This is a genomic window from Hydrogenophaga sp., assembly GCF_030158645.1.
GTDB lineage: Bacteria > Pseudomonadota > Gammaproteobacteria > Burkholderiales > Burkholderiaceae_C > Hydrogenophaga.
In genome coordinates this window covers 19,746-37,158 of record NZ_JAOASO010000085.1, presented here as the reverse complement: position 1 = coordinate 37,158, position 17,413 = coordinate 19,746, and the positions used below count along the sequence as shown (strand labels likewise).

The window sequence follows — 17,413 nt, the reverse complement described above, 5'->3', positions numbered from 1 at the left end:
AGGCCGCAATCGCGGCCTTTTTTGTCTGCGCAAGCGGGTTCAGCGAACCAGCAACACCGGCACGCCGCAATGCGCCAGCACCTTCGTGGCCACCGAGCCCATGACCAGGTTGCCCAGCGCACTGTGGCCGTGGGAGCCCATCACCAGCAGGTCGTACTTGCCGTCGTTGGCCACCTTGGCGATGGCTTCACCCGGAGAGCCCACTTTGGACACCACCGTCGGCTCCATGCCGTGGCGCTTGAGGAACTTGACCACCGGGGCTGTGATCTTCGCCGACTCATCGGCGTAGTACCCATTCGCAATGTCGGCACCCACCGCGGCGCGCGCGCGCGGCGGCAGGGGCAGCTGCACCGTCACGAGCGTGACGGTGTTGTTGGTGCCGAACATCTCGTCGTGCGTGGCAAGGTAGGCCAGCATCTTCTTGGTGTACGCGCTGCCATCAACGGCGAGCAGGATCTTCATGGGGGTCTCCTTGTGTGGTTCGTCGGGTGCCTTGGAGTTTAGAGGCATCGCAGGCCATTTCCTTGCGCTGGCTCAAACAGGTTGCGGGTGGTCGCCCGCCATCCTGCGCGCGTTCACCTCGATGCATTGCGCGGGCACGAAGGCCGCTTGCTCTTGCTTGTCGTGGTACCCCAGCGGATTGGCTTTGATGCGGCAGCGCCCCACCTGCACATCGGTCGGACAGTGCAGGTGGCCGTGCAGCCAGAGGTCGGCCAGCGGCAGCAAGTCGTCCAGGCCATTGCAGAAGCCCGCCGTCCCCGGGCTGCGGCCATAGCGCGGGTCCATGCTGTGCAGCGTGGGTGCGAAATGGGTGACCACCACGGTGGGTCCGTCGAACGGCACGTTCAGCGCGCGGCGCAACCAGTCCTGACATTCCAGTCCCAGTTCACGCATGGCCTCGGCGTCGAACAGGCGGCCCCGTCGCTGGCCACCCATCTTCACGAGGTAGTGGTTGGCCGCGCGAAAGGCCTTTTCGCGTTGCTGCAGCCGGTGGGTCAGCGGATCGGTTGTGCGCCTGGGTGCCACCGCACCGGCGCGGCCATGGCGCGGTGGTGTGGGCGCCGCAGCTGGCTCGCCCAAGGCGTCGTAGTCGCTCCAGAGTGTGGTGCCGATCAGGCGCACGCCCTGCATCTGCAAGGTTTCGCGTTCCAGCCACTGGATGCCAAGCCGGTCGCAGGTCTTGCGCAGATCGGCGTGTGCCTGATCCAGATCCAGTGCGTCGTACTCGTGGTTGCCCGGCACGAACACCACCGGCGTGGGCCAGCTGGCGTGTTGGGGCAGGGGCGAAAAGCGCTGCAGGCCCCAGTCCGGCTCGTCCATCACGCTGCCATCGCGTCGCACCTGGTACGAACCGATGTCGCCGGCCAGCACGAGCAGGTCGGCGCCGCTCGCCGGCTCGGGCACGAACGTGGGATTGGCCTCGAGGTGCAGGTCGCTGAGCAGCTGGATCTTCATGCGGCCATTGTCAACCAGCGTCCGTGGCGCGCACGCGCGCCTGGCGGGCTTTCGGCGGCCCCAGCGCCGCCTTCACGTTGCGAAAGCCGATCGCCGAGGCCCGCTCGACGGCTTCACGCAGCCAGCGGTGTGCGCTGTTGTGGGTGGCCTGCCGGTGCCACAGCGCATCCACATGCACCGGCGTCATGGGCAGGGGCAGGTCGGCCAGGGCGAGTTCGTGTTCCATGCCGGTGGCGCCCACAAAGTGGCGAGGCAGCACCGTGAGCAGGTCGGTCGTGGCCACCACGCGCCCGGCCGTGAAGAACTGGTTGACGGTCAGCACCACCCGCCGCTGGCGTGACAGTGCAGCCAGAGCCTCGTCCACGAATCCAAAGGGCCGCCCGGAGAAGCTCACGAGCAAATGTCGCGCCTCGCAGTAGGTGTCCAGACTCAGGGGTTGCCCGGCCAGCGGGTGACCTTTGCGCATCACCACCACGTATTCGCCGTCGTACAGGCGCTGGTGCAGGAACTGCGGGCTGTTCTCCTGCAGGTGCAGCGCGCCCAGCTCGGCCAGCACGCCGGGGAAGTGCCCGATGGCCAGATCCGCAGAGCCGCTTTCGAGCAGATCGCGCGGATCGCGGGTGGTCAGTGGCAGCACCCGCAGGTTCACCCCGGGCGCTTCGGTTTCAAAAATGTCCATCAGGCCAGGCACCAGCTTGGCGGCGGTGGCGTCTGCCATGGTCAGCACAAAAGCGTTGTGGGCGTTCAGCGGGTCGAAGGTGCCCGGGGCCAGCGATTCGCGCAGCAGGTGCAGCGCGTCCCGCACCGAGGGCCAGAGGCTCAGCGCCAGCGGCGTGGGCTCCACCCCGTAACCCGAACGCCGCACCAGATCGTCACCGACCACCTCGCGCAACCGGCGCAGTGCGTTGCTCACGGCCGGCTGGGTCATCGCGAGGTTGTGCGCGGCACGGGTGAGATTGCGCTCGGTCATGACCTCGTCGAAAACCCGGAGCAGGTTCAGGTCCAGCGTTCGAAAGTTCAGGCTATTTATCACCGTGGCGAATGTAATCCATCACAAAGATAAATTGGGAATATGCGCGGGTTAACCCTAGTATTGCGTGGTCCAAAAGACATAACTTCCTCCTCAGGAGCCCGCCATGAGCACCCTCGCATCCACCTCTTCTTCCGTTTCTCTGGGCCTCGGTCGCACACCGTCGACCCCACCAGCCCGACGCAATGCCGACGGCGCCCGCGGCCTGGCCGCCATGTTGTTGGCCGCTGTGGTGGCGGCCATGGTGGTCCTCGCCGACCGCTTGATCAGCACCTGGGCCGATGGCCACCTGTTGCTGGCCTGGGTGTTCCTCTGGGTGGTGGTGTTCGCTGGTCTGGCCTTGTTCGCAGACTCGGCCCGCCGCGTGGCCCGCCGGGGCATCGTGGTGCTGGACAGCTGGTCGCAGTCGATGGCCGAGGCCCGCGCCGAAACGCGCCTGTGGGAAATGGCCAAACACGATCCTCGCCTGATGAGCGAGCTGACCCTGGCCCGCACCCGCGCCGATGTCGAAGAGCCGGTCGGCGCCTTCGACGACGCCCTGGCGCCGCTGGGATTGCCGGTGCAAGCCGCGGCCGTGGCACCCGACGTGTCGTACTGGGAGCGCCTCGGTCAAGCCCGTGCCGCGCGCCACTTGCACAACCGCTACATCTGAACGCCTGGGCCCGCGGGCCCTGCGCCCACAAAAAAGCCACCCGGTCCGGTGGCTTTTTTTTCGCCCGGGCTTCATGACCCGGGGGGTTTTCGGCCAGCGGCAGATCGTGCCGCTGGCCGTGTCGGGGGCTGCCGGCTTCAGGCGGCCAGGCGCTTCTCGATCTTCGTTTTTGTCTCCTCGAGCTCCTTGGGCAGGTGATGGGCCAGCTGCGTGAACAACTCGCTGTGCAGCGCGAGTTCCTGTGTCCACGCAGCCTTGTCGATGTGGGTCACGGTCTTGTACTGCTCGGTGGAGAAGTTCAGGCCATCCCAGTGGATGTCTTCGTAGCGCGGGCTGACACCAAACGCGTGTTCGGTGCCCTGGCCACGGCCTTCCAGGCGGTCGATCATCCATTTGAGCACGCGCATGTTCTCGCCAAAACCGGGCCAGACGAACTTGCCGGCTTCGTCCTTGCGGAACCAGTTGACGCAGAAAATGCCGGGCAAGGTCGCGCCCTGGCCCTGCAGCTTCGCGCCCAGGTCGAGCCAGTGCTGGAAGTAGTCGCTCATGTTGTAGCCGGCGAACGGCAGCATGGCGAACGGGTCGCGGCGCACCACGCCCTGCGCGCCGAAGGCGGCGGCGGTGGTCTCCGAACCCATGGTGGCGGCCATGTACACGCCTTCGGTCCAGTTGCGGGCTTCGGTCACCAGCGGCACGGTGGTGGAGCGGCGACCGCCGAAGATGAATGCGTCGATCGGCACACCGGACGGATCGTCCCAGGCCGGGTCGAGCGCGGGGTTGTTGGTCGCCGCCACGGTGAAGCGCGCGTTGGGGTGGGCGGCCTTGGCGCCGGTTTCCTTGGCGATCTGCGGCGTCCAGTCCTTGCCCTGCCAGTCGATGGCGTGGGCCGGCGCATCGCTCATGCCTTCCCACCACACGTCGCCGTCGTCGGTCAGGGCCACGTTGGTGAAGATCACGTCGCGGTCCAGGCTGGCCATGCAGTTCGGGTTGGTCAGGGTGTTGGTGCCCGGGGCCACGCCAAAGTAACCGGCTTCCGGGTTGATGGCGTACAGGCGGCCATCGGCACGGGGCTTGATCCAGGCGATGTCGTCACCGATGGTGGTGACCTTCCAGCCTTCAAAGCCTTTGGGCGGGATCAGCATGGCGAAGTTGGTCTTGCCACAGGCGCTGGGGAAGGCCGCGGCCACGTGGTACTTCTTGCCCTCGGGGCTGGTCACGCCCAGGATGAGCATGTGCTCGGCCAGCCAGCCCTGGCGCTTGCCCATGGTGGAGGCGATGCGCAGCGCAAAACACTTCTTGCCCAGCAGCGCGTTGCCGCCGTAGCCCGAGCCGTAGCTCCAGATCTCGCGGGTTTCGGGGTAGTGGACGATGTACTTGGTGGTCGGGTTGCAGGGCCAGGCCGTCTTGTCGGTTTCGCCCGCCGCGAGCGGCGCGCCCACGGTGTGCACGCAGGGCACAAACTCGCCGTCGGTGCCCAGCACGTCGAACACGGCCTTGCCCATGCGGGTCATGAGCTTCATGTTGACGGCCACGTAGGCGCTGTCGGAGAGCTCGATGCCGATGTGCGCAATCGGGCTGCCCAGCGGACCCATGCTGAAGGGCACCACATACATGGTGCGACCGCGCATGCAACCGTCGAACAGCGGCTGCAGCGTGGCGCGCATCTCGGCCGGGGCCTTCCAGTTGTTGGTCGGGCCGGCGTCTTCCTGCTTCTCGCTGCAGATGAAGGTGCGGTCTTCCACGCGCGCCACGTCCGACGGGTCGGAGCAGGCCAGGAAGCTGTTGGGGCGCTTGACCGGGTTCAGGCGCTTCATGGTGCCGGCACTCACCAGTTGTTCGCACAAGCGGGCGTATTCCTCGTCGCTGCCGTCGCACCAGACCACGGTGTCGGGCTTGCACAGGGCGGCCATGTCGGCCACCCAGGCGACCAACCGGGCGTTCTTCACATAGGACGGGGTGTTGAGGGTCAGGCCCTGCATCACAGGAGAGTTCATGGAAAAGGCTCCAGAAGTTGATAACCGGTGCGCACCAGAGACGCGGACAGCCGCGGGCTGCAGGGCGTGCAGCAGGGCGGCTGTCAGGGGTCCCTTGTGCTTGAAAGGGTGGTCGGCGCTGTGGTCGGGAGGCGGTTGGCGCCTGCCGGCAAGAGGGACAAGGGGCGGGTTGGTGTGCCCGCGGCTCGGTCCGTGTGTCGTCCAAGGTTCTGATTTTATGAAACCGGGCGCCGGGTTACGAACTGGTTACATGCAAAACCCGCATAACGTGATGCATTGGACAGTCTGGGCGAACCGGCGATTTCGCCAAATGAAACGGCCGGCCGCCCCGAGGGGACGTCCGGCCGTGGCGCCGACAGCGGGGGGTGTCAGGCCATGAACACCGCGATGAAGGCCAGCAGGAACATCAGCACGCCGCCGGCGATGGGCAGCACGATGGGCATCAGGGGGACGATGGACTCGACCACGTCTTCGGGCTGGTCGCTGGGGGTGTGGTGGTCGTGCTGGGACATGGTGTTTTCCGATGGGAGGTTCAAAAACTCCAGGGATTTTAAAGGCAGATGCCTCAGAGCAGTGCGTAGGTGGTGCTGGCGCGGCACACGCTGCGTCCGTCGGTGGCACCAGAAATGTCGATTTCGCCAAACACCAGGTTTTTGCCAGCGCGCACCACGCGCGCGGTGACGCGGGCGTCCTGGCCCGAGATCGGCTTGAGGAAGCTGGTGTTCTGCTGCACCGTGGTCATGTGGCGTTCGCCGAGTTGCGAGACGATGGCCAGCACCATGGCGGTGTCGGCGGCCGACATCATGGCCTGGCCGCACAGCATGCCGCCCACGCGCGCGAGCTGGTCGCTTTGCGGCAGGCGAAGCGTGACTTCGCCGTCGGCAAACGACTCGACCTGCATTCCCAGGCCCTGGACCCAGGGCGCGAACCACGCGGACAGCAGATCCTGCAGCGATTGAACCGAGACGGGGGATGGCGAATGGGGCATTCAGTCCTCTTTGCGCAAACGGGCGAGCCAGTGGTCCATGAGTTTGCCAGCCGCCTCGCGCCCGCCCAGGCCGAACGACAGGGCAAACGCCACCGCCACCGCCCCGAGCGTGAGCCCGAAGGCGAGGTTGACGATGTCGTCGGCGATGCCCATGGCGCGCAGGCCCATGGCGATGACCAGCGCGAGGATGGCGTAGCGGCCCAGACGCGCCAGGCCCTGCGTGCGCGCGCCGCTGGCCCGGTCGATGGCGTCGTGCGCCACGTTGGCGAGCCAGAAGCCAATCACCAGGATGGCCGAGCCCAGCAGGATGTCGCCGCCAAAACGGATGAAGCTGGCCACGATGTCGCTGACCTGGCGGAAGCCGAGCTGAGCGGCGGCCTCCACCGTGGCGAACAGCATGGCGAAAAACAGCACCACCCGGCCCACCGTCTGCGATGCGCTGGTTGTCTCGAACGCATGGGCCAGCTGCACGCGCGCGGGCAGGGTGTCAAAACCCAGGGCGGCCAGCAGGCTGGCCAGCAACTGACTGGCGAAACGGGCAACCAGCCAGGTGACGACCAGGATCAGCCCGGCGGCCACGATGTTGGGCACAGCCAGCATCAGCTTGCCCAGCATCTCGGTGGCCGGGCGCGAGATCGCCTCGATCTTCAAGGCATCCAGTGCGGCGATGAGCGAAGGCAGGAACACCGCGATGAACACCAGCAGGCCGATGGCGCTGGAGAGCTGCACCGTTTCACCCAGACCCGCGCGGCCGCCCAGCTGGTCGATGCCCGCCGTGCGGCTGAGGTGGGTGGTGAGCTTGCGCAGCACGGTGGCCACAATCCAGCCCACGCCACCGATCACGAACGCCGCCACCGCGTTGGGCAGCATGTCCAGGGTTTTGGTGACCATGCTGCGCAGCGGGTCGAGCAGGCCCTCGAGTTGCAGCGCGCCCAGAATGGCCGGGACGAACAGCAGGATCACCAGCCAGAACAGCGCGCCCGCCAGGCTCTCGCTCATGGGCGCCATGTCGGCGTGTGCGGAGAGCTGGTCGTCGAGCGTGGTCCTGTCGAGCAGTTTCTGCGCCAGCGCCCGCACCACGCTGGCCACCAGCCAGCCCACCAGCGCCAGCACCAGGCCGCCCAGCAAGCGCGGCGCGTATTCAAACAGCTGCGTGGTGAAGGCCGAGAACGGACCGGAGACGATGGCCAGGTTCAGCGAATTGAACACCGCCACCAGCGTGAGCAGGATCACCAGCCAGAACAAGGCGAGCGCCACCGCGCCTTCGATGTCCACCCCCGTGCCGGTGAGCTTGCCGAAACGGTGGTTCACACCGCTGAAGCCCAGCGTCTTGCGCGTGGCCGCCCGCACCAGCACCGCGATCAGCCAGCCCAGGATGAAGATGGCCAGCGCCCCGAGCAGCTGCGGGATGTGGGTGCCCAGGTTGTTTTGCAGCGAGTCCCACAAGGCGTTGGTGTTCATGGTCTTCCTCCGGTTGGTGTGTCGGGCCCCGGACCATGATGCAGAGCGCTGTCGCCAGCGTCAACCGCCAGCGGCGCCGGGACTCACAACAGCGCGGTCTCGAAGCCCGCCTGCTGCAGGCGCTCGATCACCTGTGCGATGTGCTCGCGCCCGCGCGTTTGCAGCACCAGTTCGATGGCCACGTTCTGCGCCGCCAGCAGCGTGAAGGCGCGCTGGTGGTGCACCTCGTCGATGTTGGCGCCCGCGTCCGCCACGGTGGCGGTGATGCGCGCGAGGTTGCCCGGCACGTCGCGCGCGTTCACCTGGATGCGCGCGAGCCGACCGGCGCGCACCATGCCGCGCTCGATGATGGAGGCCAGCAGCATCGGGTCGATGTTGCCGCCGCACAGCACCAGGCCGACGCGTTTGCCGGCAAAGCGCTGCGGATGCTTGATGAGCGCGGCCAGACCGGCGGCGCCCGCGCCTTCCACCAGCGTCTTCTCGATCTCCAGCAGCATCACGATGGCCTGCTCGATGTCGCCCTCGTCGACCAGCAACAGGTCGTCCACCTTCTGGCGCACGATGGCCTCGGTGATCACACCCGGTGTGCCCACCGCAATGCCTTCGGCGATGGTGCTCGTGCCTTGCGGCAGGTGGGTGCCCTTGATGGCATTGACCATGGCCGGAAAGCGCTCGGTCTGCACGCCGATGACCTCGATGCCCGGCTTGATCGCCTTGGCTGCGGTGGCCATGCCGGCGATCAGCCCGCCGCCGCCGATGGCCACCACCAGCGTGTCCAGGTCGGGCTGCTCGCGCAGCATCTCCAGCGCCACCGTGCCCTGGCCAGCCACGATGTCTTCGTCGTCGTAGGGGTGCACGAACACCAGGCCTTCCTGCGTCGCGAGCTCGCGCGCGTGGGTGCGCGACTCGTCCAGCGAATCGCCGTGCAGCACCACCTCGGCGCCGAAGCCACGCGTGCGCTCCACCTTCACGCCGGGCGTGAAGCGCGGCATGACGATCACCGCACGCAGTCCCAGGCGCTGCGCGTGGTACGCCACACCCTGGGCGTGGTTGCCCGCGCTCATCGCGATCACGCCGCGCGCGCGCTCCTCGGCACCCAGCTGCGCCAGCTTGTTGCAGGCCCCGCGCTCCTTGAACGAGGCGGTGTACTGCAGGTTCTCGAACTTCAGGAACACCTGGCAGCCGGTGAGCTGCGAGATGGTGCGCGATTCCACGAAGGGCGTGTCCAGCACCTGCCCGCTCAGGCGGGCGGCGGCGGCTTGAATGTCTTGGAGTTCCAGCATCGCGCGATTGTGAACCGGCAGCGCGCTGGGCGCATGGGCTCAAAGCCGGACAAATCCCACAAACACCGACCATCACTCACTTCCATGAATCATCAAGCTGGGTTATGGTCCATTTGAATACCGGATGTCCCGGTACGGCGTCACTGGAAGCACGTTCTGGAGGTGTCTGGATGAGCAAGCGTTCCGTGCAGCCTGCAATCACCGCTGGCCGCACCCCGACCGACCCTCGCGAGGGCCGAGCGCCCTTCGTGGGCGAGGGTCGCGTGTTCGTGCCGCACGGCCTTCGTCAGGCCCCGGTGCTCGATCTGATGTGCTCGCATTTCGTGCTCACCCTGGCCGCGCGCCAGGGCCCGCGCTTCAACGTGCGGCGCGACCTCAACACCCTGCTCTCGCTCGCCGGTCGCCATCTGGTCTGGCCGCTCACGGTGCTGTCGCGCCTGCGCGAATTTCTGGAGCGCCGCTGCAAGGACAACGAGCTTTGGAGCGGCCACGACAAGCTGCCGACCACCGCCTTCATGGAGCGCTACGGTGTGTGGCGTGGCCCGTACGAAGAAGGCACCTTGTTTTTTTACCTCGACGAGTACGCCAAGGAGTCGCCCAAAGACCTGCTCTCGGTGCTGGCCGTCACCGGTGAATGGCTCAGCCACTCGTTGAAGAAACAATCCACGCTGGTCGAGAAAAACATCGACGCGCTCGCCGGCCTGCTGCAGCTCAACCGTGCCGAACGCGCCTTGCTGCTGTACGGCACGCTCGCGCGTTACCAGCGCGACCTGCGCTCCATCCTGGTGGAGTTCAAGGTGAACAACGCGCCCGAAGCCTACGCGGCCATCGCCGACGTGGCCGGCGTGAAGGCCAGCGAGGTGGGCGAGGCCCTGCGCGCCGGCTCGCGGCTGGAGCGCATCGGCATGGTGGAAAACCTCATCTCCGAGCACAACATCACCGACCTGGCCGACCTCATGAAGGTCAGCGAAAAACTGCCGCCGGTGCTGATGCGTGAGTACCGCACGCAGAGCGAACTCATGGCGGTGTTCACCCGCCCGGCCGCGCGCTCGGCGCTCACGCCCAAAGACTTCGATTACGTGGGCGAAGACGTGCGCCTGCTCTGCGGCCTGCTGCGCGAAGCCGTGGCGCGCAAGGAACCGGGTGTGAACGTGCTGATGTACGGACCACCCGGCACCGGCAAGACCGAACTCGCCCGTGTGGTGGCGCAGGCCGCCGGGCTGGAACTCTTTGAAGTCGAGTACGCCGACCGCGACGGCAATGCGCTCTCGGGCCGCGACCGCTACCGCTCGCTGCAGATCGCGCAGGTGTTCCTCAAAGGCACGGCGCATTCGGCGCTGCTGTTTGATGAAGTTGAAGACGTGTTCCCGCCGATCTCCAGCGAGGCCGCGCAGATCATGGCGCGCGCCGAGCACGTGGCGGCCTCGCACACCGGCAGCGTCAGCGGCAAGGCCTGGGTCAACCAGATCCTGGAGACCAACGCCGTGCCCACGATCTGGGTGACCAACCGCATCGAGCAGATCGACCCGGCGTTTCGCCGCCGCTTTGCCTACCACCTCGAACTCAAGAGCCCGCCGCCCGGAGCGCGCGAGCAGCTGGTGCGCAAGACGCTGGAAGGCGCGCCGGTGTCCGACGCGCTGGTGGCGCGACTCACCGAGCGCAAAGGCCTCACGCCCGCGCAGATCCGCACCGCGGTGCGCTTCGCCGAGCTGGCTGCCAGCCCCGCCAAACCCGCCACGCGTCGCACCACCAAAGCCCGTCTCGCAGCGGCACCCATGCTCGACGAGCTGATCGAACGGCAGCTGAAAAACGCCGATCTCGCGCTGGGCCGCAAGCCCGACCTGGTGCAGCGCCCCAGCGTCACGCAGTACAGCCTGGACATGCTCAACGTCGAGTCGCGTTATGAGTTGCCGCGCGTGATCGCCGCGCTCAAGGCGCGCGGGCACGGCTGTCTGTGTTTTCACGGCGCGCCCGGCACCGGCAAGACCGCGCTGGCCGAGCACCTGGCCCAGCAGCTGGAGCGCCCGTTGATGATCCGCCGCGCGAGCGACCTGGTGAGCAAGTTTGTGGGTGAGACCGAGCAGCAGATGGCGGCCATGTTCCGCGAGGCCGAGGCCGAGAAGGCCGTGCTGTTGCTCGACGAGGCCGACAGCTTTCTGCAAGACCGCCGCGGCGCTCAGCGCACCTACGAGGTCACCGAGGTCAACGAGATGCTGCAGGGCATGGAGCGCTTCGCCGGCATTTTCATCTGCACCACCAACCTGATGGACAGGATCGATCAGGCGGCGCTGCGGCGATTCACCTTCAAGATCCGTTTCAAGCCGCTCACCGCCGAGCAGCGCGAAACCATGTTTGTGGTGGAGGCGCTGGCGGGTGACGTGTCGAGGCTGGACGGGGCACACGCGGTGCGGCTGAGCAAACTCGACCAGTTGTGCCCCGGTGACTTTGCTGCGGTGAAACGGCAGGTGGAGATCCTCGCCGAAGTGCTCGAGCCCGAGGAGTTCATCGCCCAACTCGAAGCCGAACACCGCATCAAGCCCGAGGTGCGCGAAGCGCGTGGCATGGGGTTCGTCCACTGAGGGCGCACGCCCAAAGAAAAGGCCACCTTGCGGTGGCCTTTTCTCATCCAGGGCAGCGTGGAACCGCCCTTCGACAGGCTCGGGACGGGCCACAGCGGACGTCCCCAGGGGGGTGACGCCGCAGGCGGCGCGGGAGGTTCAGTGAACCAGCATCATGGGCTTGCTGGGCAACTCGTCCGACGAATAATCGGGGTGGTGTTCCACGAAGAAGCGCAGCTTCTGGTCGAGGCGGCCGATGCGGGTGTTGGCCACGCTCTCGCAATGGTGTTTGGAAATCAGGCCAAAGAGCTTGCTGCGCAGGAACCAGAGGTCCTTGGGGCTTTGGCAGGAGAGCAGCGCGGCGTGGATGCGCACGCGCACCGGGTCCTGGATGTCGGCCATCGCGGCGTGGAACTCGTCCACCAGGAAATCCAGCTCCAGCACTTGCGTGTCGTGGTACTGAACCCTTTTGCTTTTGCCAATCCAGGGCAGCCAGGAAAACATGCAGTGCTCCGTTCGAGATGTTCGGGGTGAGGGGACCGTTCCCCGGGTACACCTCAAGCATCGTCATGTGGGGGGCGTTCTTGAGCAATGACAGGGCTGAAAACGGCCGCTTGCGATGAGCGGTCGGGCGTGTCAGCCGATGGTGGTGGTCGGGGCCTGAAGCCCGACTCTGCGCTCAACCGAAAGCACTCACCACCCGCAACACCTCGTCGCCGTAGGCCTCCCGCTTTTTGACGCCCAGGCCGGCAATGCCGTCCAGATCGGCCAGCGTGCGGGGCTGGCGGGCGGCGATCGCGCGCAGCGTGGCGTCGTGAAAGATCACGAAAGCGGGCAGGTTGTGCTCCTTCGCCACGCCGGCACGCCAGGCCTTGAGCGCGTCCAGACTGTCGCGCGCAGCCAGGGTGAGCGGCTGGCCGTCGTCGGCCACCGCGGCGCGGGCGTTGCGCGGGCGGCTCACGCGCCCGGAGCCGGCGGCCTTTTCGGCCAGCGACTTCAGCCACACGGCGCTCTGGCCCTTCAAGATCTCGCGCGCCGCGTCCTGCAGGTGCAGCGTGTTGTAGTGCGCCGCGTCCACCTGCACCGCCTCGCGGGCAATCAGCTGGCGCAACAGCGCGCGCCACTGGGTCTCGGACAAATCGGCGCCGATGCCGAAGGTGGAGAGCTTGTCGTGCCCGTGCTGCGTCACCTTCTCGGTGACCTTGCCGCGCAGGATGTCCATGATGTGGCCGGCACCAAAGGCCGTGCCGCTGGACTGCTGCACGCGGTAGATGCACGAGAGCAGCTTGCGCGCGGACTCGGTGGCGTCAAAGAGCTGCGGCGGGTGCAGGCAGTTGTCGCAGTTGCCGCAGGGCTCGCTGTGTTCCCCGAAATAGGAGAGCAGGCGCACGCGGCGGCAATCGCTGGCTTCGGCCAGCGTCAACAACGCGTCAAGCTTGCCGCGCAGCACCTGCTTGAACTCTTCGGCCGCCGGGCTCTCGTCGATCATGCGGCGCTGGTTCACCACGTCCTGCAGGCCGTAGGCCATCCAGGCGTTGGCGGGTTCGCCGTCGCGCCCGGCGCGGCCGGTTTCCTGGTAGTAGCCCTCGATGTTCTTGGGCATGTCCAGGTGGGCCACGAAACGCACGTCGGGCTTGTCGATGCCCATGCCGAACGCGATGGTGGCCACCATGATCAGGCCCTCCTCGCGCAGGAAGCGGTCCTGGTGTTTCTGCCGCACGGCCGCGTCCAGCCCGGCGTGGTAAGGCATGGCTTGGAGCCCGGCCTCGCCCAGCAACTGGGCCACCTCTTCCACCCGGCGGCGCGACTGGCAGTAGACGATGCCGGCGTCGTGTTCGTCGCCGCTGGTGTGTTCGTCGCGGATGAAGCGCAGCAGCTGCGCGGTGGCGTCTTTTTTCTCCACCAGCTGATAGCGGATGTTGGGCCGGTCGAAGCTGCTGATGAAGGTGCGCGCGTCCTGCAGCTGCAAGCGCTCGACGATGTCGGCGCGCGTGAGGTCGTCGGCGGTGGCGGTGAGCGCCACGCGCGGCACGCCGGCAAAGCGCTCGTGCAGCACGGCCAGGCCCCGGTACTCGGGGCGGAAATCGTGGCCCCACTGGCTCACGCAGTGGGCTTCGTCGATGGCGAACAGCGCGAGCTTGCCGCGCTCCTTGAGCGAGTCGAGCAGGGCCAGAAAACGCGGCGTGGTCAGGCGTTCGGGCGCCGCATACAACAGCGTGAGTTCGCCGCGCAGCATTTCTTTTTCCACGCGCTGCGCGTCTTCGCTGGAGAGGCTGGAATTCAGGAAGGCCGCGGCCACGCCGGCTTCCAGGAGCGCACCCACCTGGTCGTGCATGAGCGCGATCAGCGGCGACACCACCACCGTGAGGCCCTGACCGCTGCGCTCGCGCACGATCGCCGGCACCTGGTAACAGAGCGACTTGCCACCGCCGGTGGGCATGAGCACCAGCGCGTCGCCGCCACCCCCCACGTGCGCCACGATCTCGGCCTGCGGGCCGCGGAAGGCGTCAAACCCGAAGACCTCTTGCAGAACGCCGACGCTGGCCTCCAGGATCTCGCTTTCCGGCGCGATGTCGATCACATCTGCTCCCACGGCAACCCATCGTGCCGCCAGCCATTCAGGCTGGAGCGTTTGAAGTCCTCGTTGAGCTCGCCCTCGAAGCCGTGCACCACGTGCGCCACTTCGCTGAAGCCGGCGGCTTCGAGTGCCTTGCCGGCGTCCAGCGTGCGTTTGCCGCTGCGGCAGATCAGCAGCACCGGGCGCTGTTTGTCGCCGGCCTCGCGCTCCACCGCCTGCGCAAAACGCGCCGGGTCGGGGGTGAGGTCGGGGTATTCGTACCAGGGAATGTTCTCCACGCCGGGCGGGCGGCCCACGTAGAGGGATTCGATTTCCATGCGCACGTCCACAAACAGCGGCGGGGCGTCGCCGCGGGCTTCGCGCTGCTCGCGTTCGGCCTGCAACCAGGCCCAGGCCTGTGTGGGCGAGAGGTGTTTCATGCCGCCTATTGTCGGGGAAAGCCCGAGGCCGCCCATCCGGCTGCGCCCCCCCGACCCGACCGGTTCTTACAATCCTGGCATGACTTCCCCTGCCTACACCCGCGCCCAGGCGCTGCCCGAGATCCTGAAACACCGCATCGCCATCCTCGACGGCGCGATGGGCACCATGATCCAGCGGTTCAAGCTCGGCGAGGCCCAGTACCGGGGTGAGCGCTTCAAGGACTTCCACAAGGATGTCAAGGGCAACAACGAGCTGCTGAGCCTCACGCGCCCCGATGTGATCCGCGACATCCACGAGGGCTACCTGGCTGCGGGTGCCGACCTGATCGAGACCAACACCTTTGGCGCCACCACCATCGCGCAGGACGACTACGAGATGGGGCACCTGGCCCGCGAGATGAACCTGGCCTCGGCGCGCATCGCGCGCGCGGCCTGCGACAAGTTCAGCACGCCCGACAAACCGCGCTTCGTGGCCGGCGCGCTCGGCCCCACGCCCAAGACCGCCAGCATCAGCCCCGACGTGAACGACGCCGGGGCGCGCAACGTGACCTTCGAGCAGCTGCGCGCCGCGTACCTGGAGCAGATCGAGGCGCTGGTCGAAGGCGGTGCCGACGTGCTGCTGGTGGAAACCATCTTCGACACGCTCAACGCCAAGGCCGCGCTGTTCGCGATCGACGAGTTTTTCGAGAACAGCGGCGAGCGCCTGCCGGTGATCATCAGCGGCACCGTGACCGACGCCTCGGGCCGCATCCTGAGCGGCCAGACCGTCAGCGCCTTCTGGGCCAGCGTGCGCCACCTGCAGCCGCTGGCCGTGGGCCTGAACTGCGCGCTGGGTGCCGCGCTGATGCGCCCCTACATCCAGGAGCTGGCCAAGGTCGCGGGCGACACCTTCATCAGCTGCTACCCCAACGCCGGCCTGCCCAACCCCATGAGCGACACCGGCTTTGACGAAACCCCCGAGGACACCAGCCGCCTGCTGCGCGAGTTCGCGGCCGAGGGTCTGGTCAACATCGTGGGGGGTTGCTGCGGCACCACACCGGAGCACATCGCGGCCATCCACCAGAGCGTGGAGCCGCTGGCTCCGCGCAGTCTCAAGCGCGAGCTGTTTTACAAGGAAGCCGCTTGATTCAAGTGCGATCTTCAGGAAAATCCTGAGGGTGGTTCAGTTGGTGGAACTTGTGTTTCGCCACCACAATCGCGCTTCCCTTCAAGGGGAGTAGTCAACCTGCCACCCGGCGCACAGCCGGGCCTCGGCGGGTGGGATTTTCGTCAATACGCGGCCTGACGGTCGCCGGAAATCCCCAACCGCACACCGTGCGGCCATGGCAAGACCTTGGGGTGTTCCTTCAACACCAAATCTGAGGTTTCTCATGGAAAGCATTGCCCCGTTGTGGCTGTGGATCGTCTTCGTCGTGTTCGTCGTGGCGGCCCTGTTTGTCGATTTTGTCGTGCTCAAGAAGCAGGGCGCGCAGGAGGTGAGCGTCAAGCAGGCGATCAACTGGTCGCTGGTCTGGGTGGGCTTGAGCTTCGTGTTCAACGTGTTGTTCTGGTTCGCCATCAAGGACACCACGGGGTCAAGCGCGATTGCCAACGAGAAGTCGCTCGAGTTCCTCACGGGCTACCTGATCGAGAAGAGCCTGGCGGTCGACAACATCTTTGTCTTCCTGCTCATCTTCACCTACTTCGCCGTGCCCGCGGCTTACCAGAAGCGCGTGCTCATGATCGGCATTGTGGGCGCCATCGTGCTGCGCACGGTGATGATCCTGGTGGGCGGCTGGCTGATCTCGCAGTTCCACTGGGTTCTGTACGTGTTCGGCGCCTTCCTGGTGCTCACCGGTCTGAAGATGTGGTGGGCCGCCGGCCAGGAGCCGAGCCTGGAAGACAACCCCGCGCTCAAGCTGCTGCGCAAGGTCTTGCCGGTGAGCAAGAACTTCGACGGTGAGAAGTTCTGGACGGTGGAGAACGGCAAGCGCATTGCCACGCCGCTGTTCATGGTGATCTGCCTGGTGGGCCTGACCGACGTGATCTTTGCGGTGGATTCGATCCCCGCGATCTTCGCCATCACCAAGGACCCGTTCATCGTGCTCACCAGCAACGTGTTCGCCATCCTGGGCCTGCGCGCCATGTTCTTCCTGCTGCAGGCCGCGGCCAGCCGCTTCCACTTGCTGAACTACGGTCTGGCCGTGATCCTGGTGTTCATCGGCAGCAAGATGCTGTTGATCGACGTCTTCAAGATCCCGGTGGCTGTTTCTCTTGGCGTCGTCCTGTCGATCCTCGCCATCACCATGATCTGGAGCTCGAAAACGGCTCCAAACACTTAAGGCTGTTCGGGAATCAGGCGGTCGATCTCCTGCTGCATCGACAGCACGAGTTGACCGTAGAGCTGCAGCTTGGTGTCGGTCTCGCGCAGCCGCTGGCTCAGGCGCTGGGCCACGGCGCTGAGCAGCTTGGCGGCGGTGGTGGCTTCCTCGGCCATCAGGCTTTGCAGGGCCGCGCGGGTGAGCACGGCGCAGCGCACCTCGGTGCTGGCGGTGCAGGTGGCCGAGCGGGCTTCGCCGTCCATCAGCGACATCTCGCCCATGAGGTGCCCCGGGCCGAGCACGTTGACCGTGAGCGGTTCGGTGCGGCTCACCGTGACGGCTTCGACCGTGATCTCGCCCTCGATCACCAGCGCCATGAAGCCGTCGTCACCGCCGCTGTGGCCCTGGCGGATGATGGCCTCGCCCTCGGCGCAGTGGCGCAGTTCCATGTAGGCCACCACCGTCAGCGCCTCCGCTTCGGTCAACTGGACCAGTGCCGTGTTGGAGCGCAGCAGCTCGGCGGCCCGGTGGGCGGTGTTGGACTGGCCATCCCGCTGGTGTCGGCGCTTGCGCGCGCTGGCGGCGGTGGAGCGCTCGCCGAACAGTTTGTCGAACAGGGCCATGGGCACTACTGGTGGGCTGCGGGGATGGGCCCCATTGTCGTCGCTCCCCGGCCATGCACCGCTTTGGCACAT

At 66.6% G+C, this 17,413-nt stretch carries 16 protein-coding genes; 4 read left to right on the top strand and 12 right to left on the bottom strand.

Annotated elements, in window-relative coordinates; translation table 11 throughout:
* Positions 1-39 precede the first annotated feature (39 nt).
* From Q1W68_RS08395 to Q1W68_RS08385, 3 genes are all read right to left on the bottom strand, one after another.
* On the bottom strand, positions 40-462 hold the full coding sequence (locus tag Q1W68_RS08395) for a universal stress protein (protein WP_300656019.1): 423 nt from the start codon (positions 460-462) through the stop codon (positions 40-42).
* Between the two features lie 72 nt (positions 463-534).
* Positions 535-1,455: a metallophosphoesterase gene (locus Q1W68_RS08390; protein ID WP_300656021.1), complete on the bottom strand. Its 921-nt coding sequence runs from the start codon at positions 1,453-1,455 to the stop codon at positions 535-537.
* A 10-nt stretch (positions 1,456-1,465) separates the two neighbouring features.
* Positions 1,466-2,485 (bottom strand): LysR family transcriptional regulator, encoded by a 1,020-nt coding sequence (locus Q1W68_RS08385; RefSeq protein WP_300656026.1) that lies wholly within the window; start codon positions 2,483-2,485, stop codon positions 1,466-1,468.
* Positions 2,486-2,591: 106 nt separating this feature from the next.
* On the opposite strand from Q1W68_RS08385, the gene Q1W68_RS08380 reads away from it, so the two are divergent.
* On the top strand, positions 2,592-3,137 hold the full coding sequence (locus tag Q1W68_RS08380) for a hypothetical protein (RefSeq protein WP_300656023.1): 546 nt from the start codon (positions 2,592-2,594) through the stop codon (positions 3,135-3,137).
* A gap of 137 nt (positions 3,138-3,274) precedes the next feature.
* Here Q1W68_RS08380 and Q1W68_RS08375 read toward each other — a convergent pair whose 3' ends face one another.
* The 5 genes from Q1W68_RS08375 to Q1W68_RS08355 form a co-directional block, all read right to left on the bottom strand.
* Positions 3,275-5,131: a phosphoenolpyruvate carboxykinase (GTP) gene (locus Q1W68_RS08375; protein ID WP_300716139.1), complete on the bottom strand. Its 1,857-nt coding sequence runs from the start codon at positions 5,129-5,131 to the stop codon at positions 3,275-3,277.
* Positions 5,132-5,499: 368 nt separating this feature from the next.
* Positions 5,500-5,643, bottom strand: coding sequence for a hypothetical protein (locus Q1W68_RS08370; RefSeq protein WP_300649933.1), 144 nt, complete (start codon positions 5,641-5,643; stop codon positions 5,500-5,502).
* A gap of 53 nt (positions 5,644-5,696) precedes the next feature.
* A complete protein-coding gene (locus Q1W68_RS08365; protein WP_300716137.1) occupies positions 5,697-6,119 on the bottom strand; it encodes a PaaI family thioesterase in 423 nt (140 codons plus the stop codon).
* Positions 6,120-7,580 (bottom strand): mechanosensitive ion channel, encoded by a 1,461-nt coding sequence (locus Q1W68_RS08360; protein ID WP_300654310.1) that lies wholly within the window; start codon positions 7,578-7,580, stop codon positions 6,120-6,122.
* An 83-nt stretch (positions 7,581-7,663) separates the two neighbouring features.
* On the bottom strand, positions 7,664-8,863 hold the full coding sequence (locus Q1W68_RS08355) for a threonine ammonia-lyase (protein ID WP_300716135.1): 1,200 nt from the start codon (positions 8,861-8,863) through the stop codon (positions 7,664-7,666).
* Positions 8,864-9,033: 170 nt separating this feature from the next.
* Here Q1W68_RS08355 and Q1W68_RS08350 point away from each other — a divergent pair, with 170 nt between their 5' ends.
* A complete protein-coding gene (locus Q1W68_RS08350) occupies positions 9,034-11,442 on the top strand; it encodes an ATP-binding protein (RefSeq protein WP_300716133.1) in 2,409 nt (802 codons plus the stop codon).
* A gap of 138 nt (positions 11,443-11,580) precedes the next feature.
* Here Q1W68_RS08350 and Q1W68_RS08345 read toward each other — a convergent pair whose 3' ends face one another.
* The 3 genes from Q1W68_RS08345 to Q1W68_RS08335 all read right to left on the bottom strand — a co-directional run bounded on the left by Q1W68_RS08345 (position 11,581) and on the right by Q1W68_RS08335 (position 14,418).
* On the bottom strand, positions 11,581-11,925 hold the full coding sequence (locus tag Q1W68_RS08345) for a hypothetical protein (protein WP_300649981.1): 345 nt from the start codon (positions 11,923-11,925) through the stop codon (positions 11,581-11,583).
* Between the two features lie 175 nt (positions 11,926-12,100).
* Entirely contained in the window at positions 12,101-14,002 is a 1,902-nt protein-coding gene (gene recQ / locus Q1W68_RS08340) for a DNA helicase RecQ (RefSeq protein WP_300716260.1), read from the bottom strand.
* Positions 13,999-14,418, bottom strand: a complete 420-nt coding sequence (locus Q1W68_RS08335; RefSeq protein WP_300716130.1) for a rhodanese-like domain-containing protein — start codon at positions 14,416-14,418, stop codon at positions 13,999-14,001. Before Q1W68_RS08335 ends, recQ begins: the two co-directional genes overlap by 4 nt.
* A gap of 79 nt (positions 14,419-14,497) precedes the next feature.
* On the opposite strand from Q1W68_RS08335, the gene Q1W68_RS08330 reads away from it, so the two are divergent.
* Both Q1W68_RS08330 and Q1W68_RS08325 read left to right on the top strand, forming a co-directional pair.
* Complete coding sequence (locus Q1W68_RS08330; protein WP_300649983.1) at positions 14,498-15,544, top strand: homocysteine S-methyltransferase family protein; 1,047 nt, start codon at positions 14,498-14,500, stop codon at positions 15,542-15,544.
* Positions 15,545-15,788: 244 nt separating this feature from the next.
* Positions 15,789-16,739, top strand: a complete 951-nt coding sequence (locus Q1W68_RS08325; RefSeq protein WP_300716127.1) for a TerC family protein — start codon at positions 15,789-15,791, stop codon at positions 16,737-16,739.
* Here the strand turns inward: Q1W68_RS08325 and Q1W68_RS08320 are convergent.
* On the bottom strand, positions 16,736-17,341 hold the full coding sequence (locus tag Q1W68_RS08320; RefSeq protein ID WP_300716126.1) for a cyclic nucleotide-binding domain-containing protein: 606 nt from the start codon (positions 17,339-17,341) through the stop codon (positions 16,736-16,738). The genes Q1W68_RS08325 and Q1W68_RS08320 overlap by 4 nt on opposite strands.
* Positions 17,342-17,413: the final 72 nt, after the last annotated feature.

Excerpts from the sequence above, each read along its gene's own strand:
- Q1W68_RS08330 (WP_300649983.1), top strand. The coding sequence starts at position 14,498 with ATGACTTCCCCTGCCTACACCCGCGCCCAGGCGCTGCCCGAGATCCTG.
- Q1W68_RS08380 (WP_300656023.1), top strand. The coding sequence starts at position 2,592 with ATGAGCACCCTCGCATCCACCTCTTCTTCCGTTTCTCTGGGCCTCGGT.
- Q1W68_RS08345 (WP_300649981.1), bottom strand. The coding sequence starts at position 11,925 with ATGTTTTCCTGGCTGCCCTGGATTGGCAAAAGCAAAAGGGTTCAGTAC.
- Q1W68_RS08360 (WP_300654310.1), bottom strand. The coding sequence starts at position 7,580 with ATGAACACCAACGCCTTGTGGGACTCGCTGCAAAACAACCTGGGCACC.
- Q1W68_RS08350 (WP_300716133.1), top strand. The coding sequence starts at position 9,034 with ATGAGCAAGCGTTCCGTGCAGCCTGCAATCACCGCTGGCCGCACCCCG.
- Q1W68_RS08375 (WP_300716139.1), bottom strand. The coding sequence starts at position 5,131 with ATGAACTCTCCTGTGATGCAGGGCCTGACCCTCAACACCCCGTCCTAT.
- Q1W68_RS08325 (WP_300716127.1), top strand. The coding sequence starts at position 15,789 with ATGGAAAGCATTGCCCCGTTGTGGCTGTGGATCGTCTTCGTCGTGTTC.
- Q1W68_RS08320 (WP_300716126.1), bottom strand. The coding sequence starts at position 17,341 with ATGGCCCTGTTCGACAAACTGTTCGGCGAGCGCTCCACCGCCGCCAGC.
- Q1W68_RS08395 (WP_300656019.1), bottom strand. The coding sequence starts at position 462 with ATGAAGATCCTGCTCGCCGTTGATGGCAGCGCGTACACCAAGAAGATG.
- Q1W68_RS08335 (WP_300716130.1), bottom strand. The coding sequence starts at position 14,418 with ATGAAACACCTCTCGCCCACACAGGCCTGGGCCTGGTTGCAGGCCGAA.
- Q1W68_RS08370 (WP_300649933.1), bottom strand. The coding sequence starts at position 5,643 with ATGTCCCAGCACGACCACCACACCCCCAGCGACCAGCCCGAAGACGTG.
- Q1W68_RS08355 (WP_300716135.1), bottom strand. The coding sequence starts at position 8,863 with ATGCTGGAACTCCAAGACATTCAAGCCGCCGCCGCCCGCCTGAGCGGG.
- Q1W68_RS08365 (WP_300716137.1), bottom strand. The coding sequence starts at position 6,119 with ATGCCCCATTCGCCATCCCCCGTCTCGGTTCAATCGCTGCAGGATCTG.
- Q1W68_RS08390 (WP_300656021.1), bottom strand. The coding sequence starts at position 1,455 with ATGAAGATCCAGCTGCTCAGCGACCTGCACCTCGAGGCCAATCCCACG.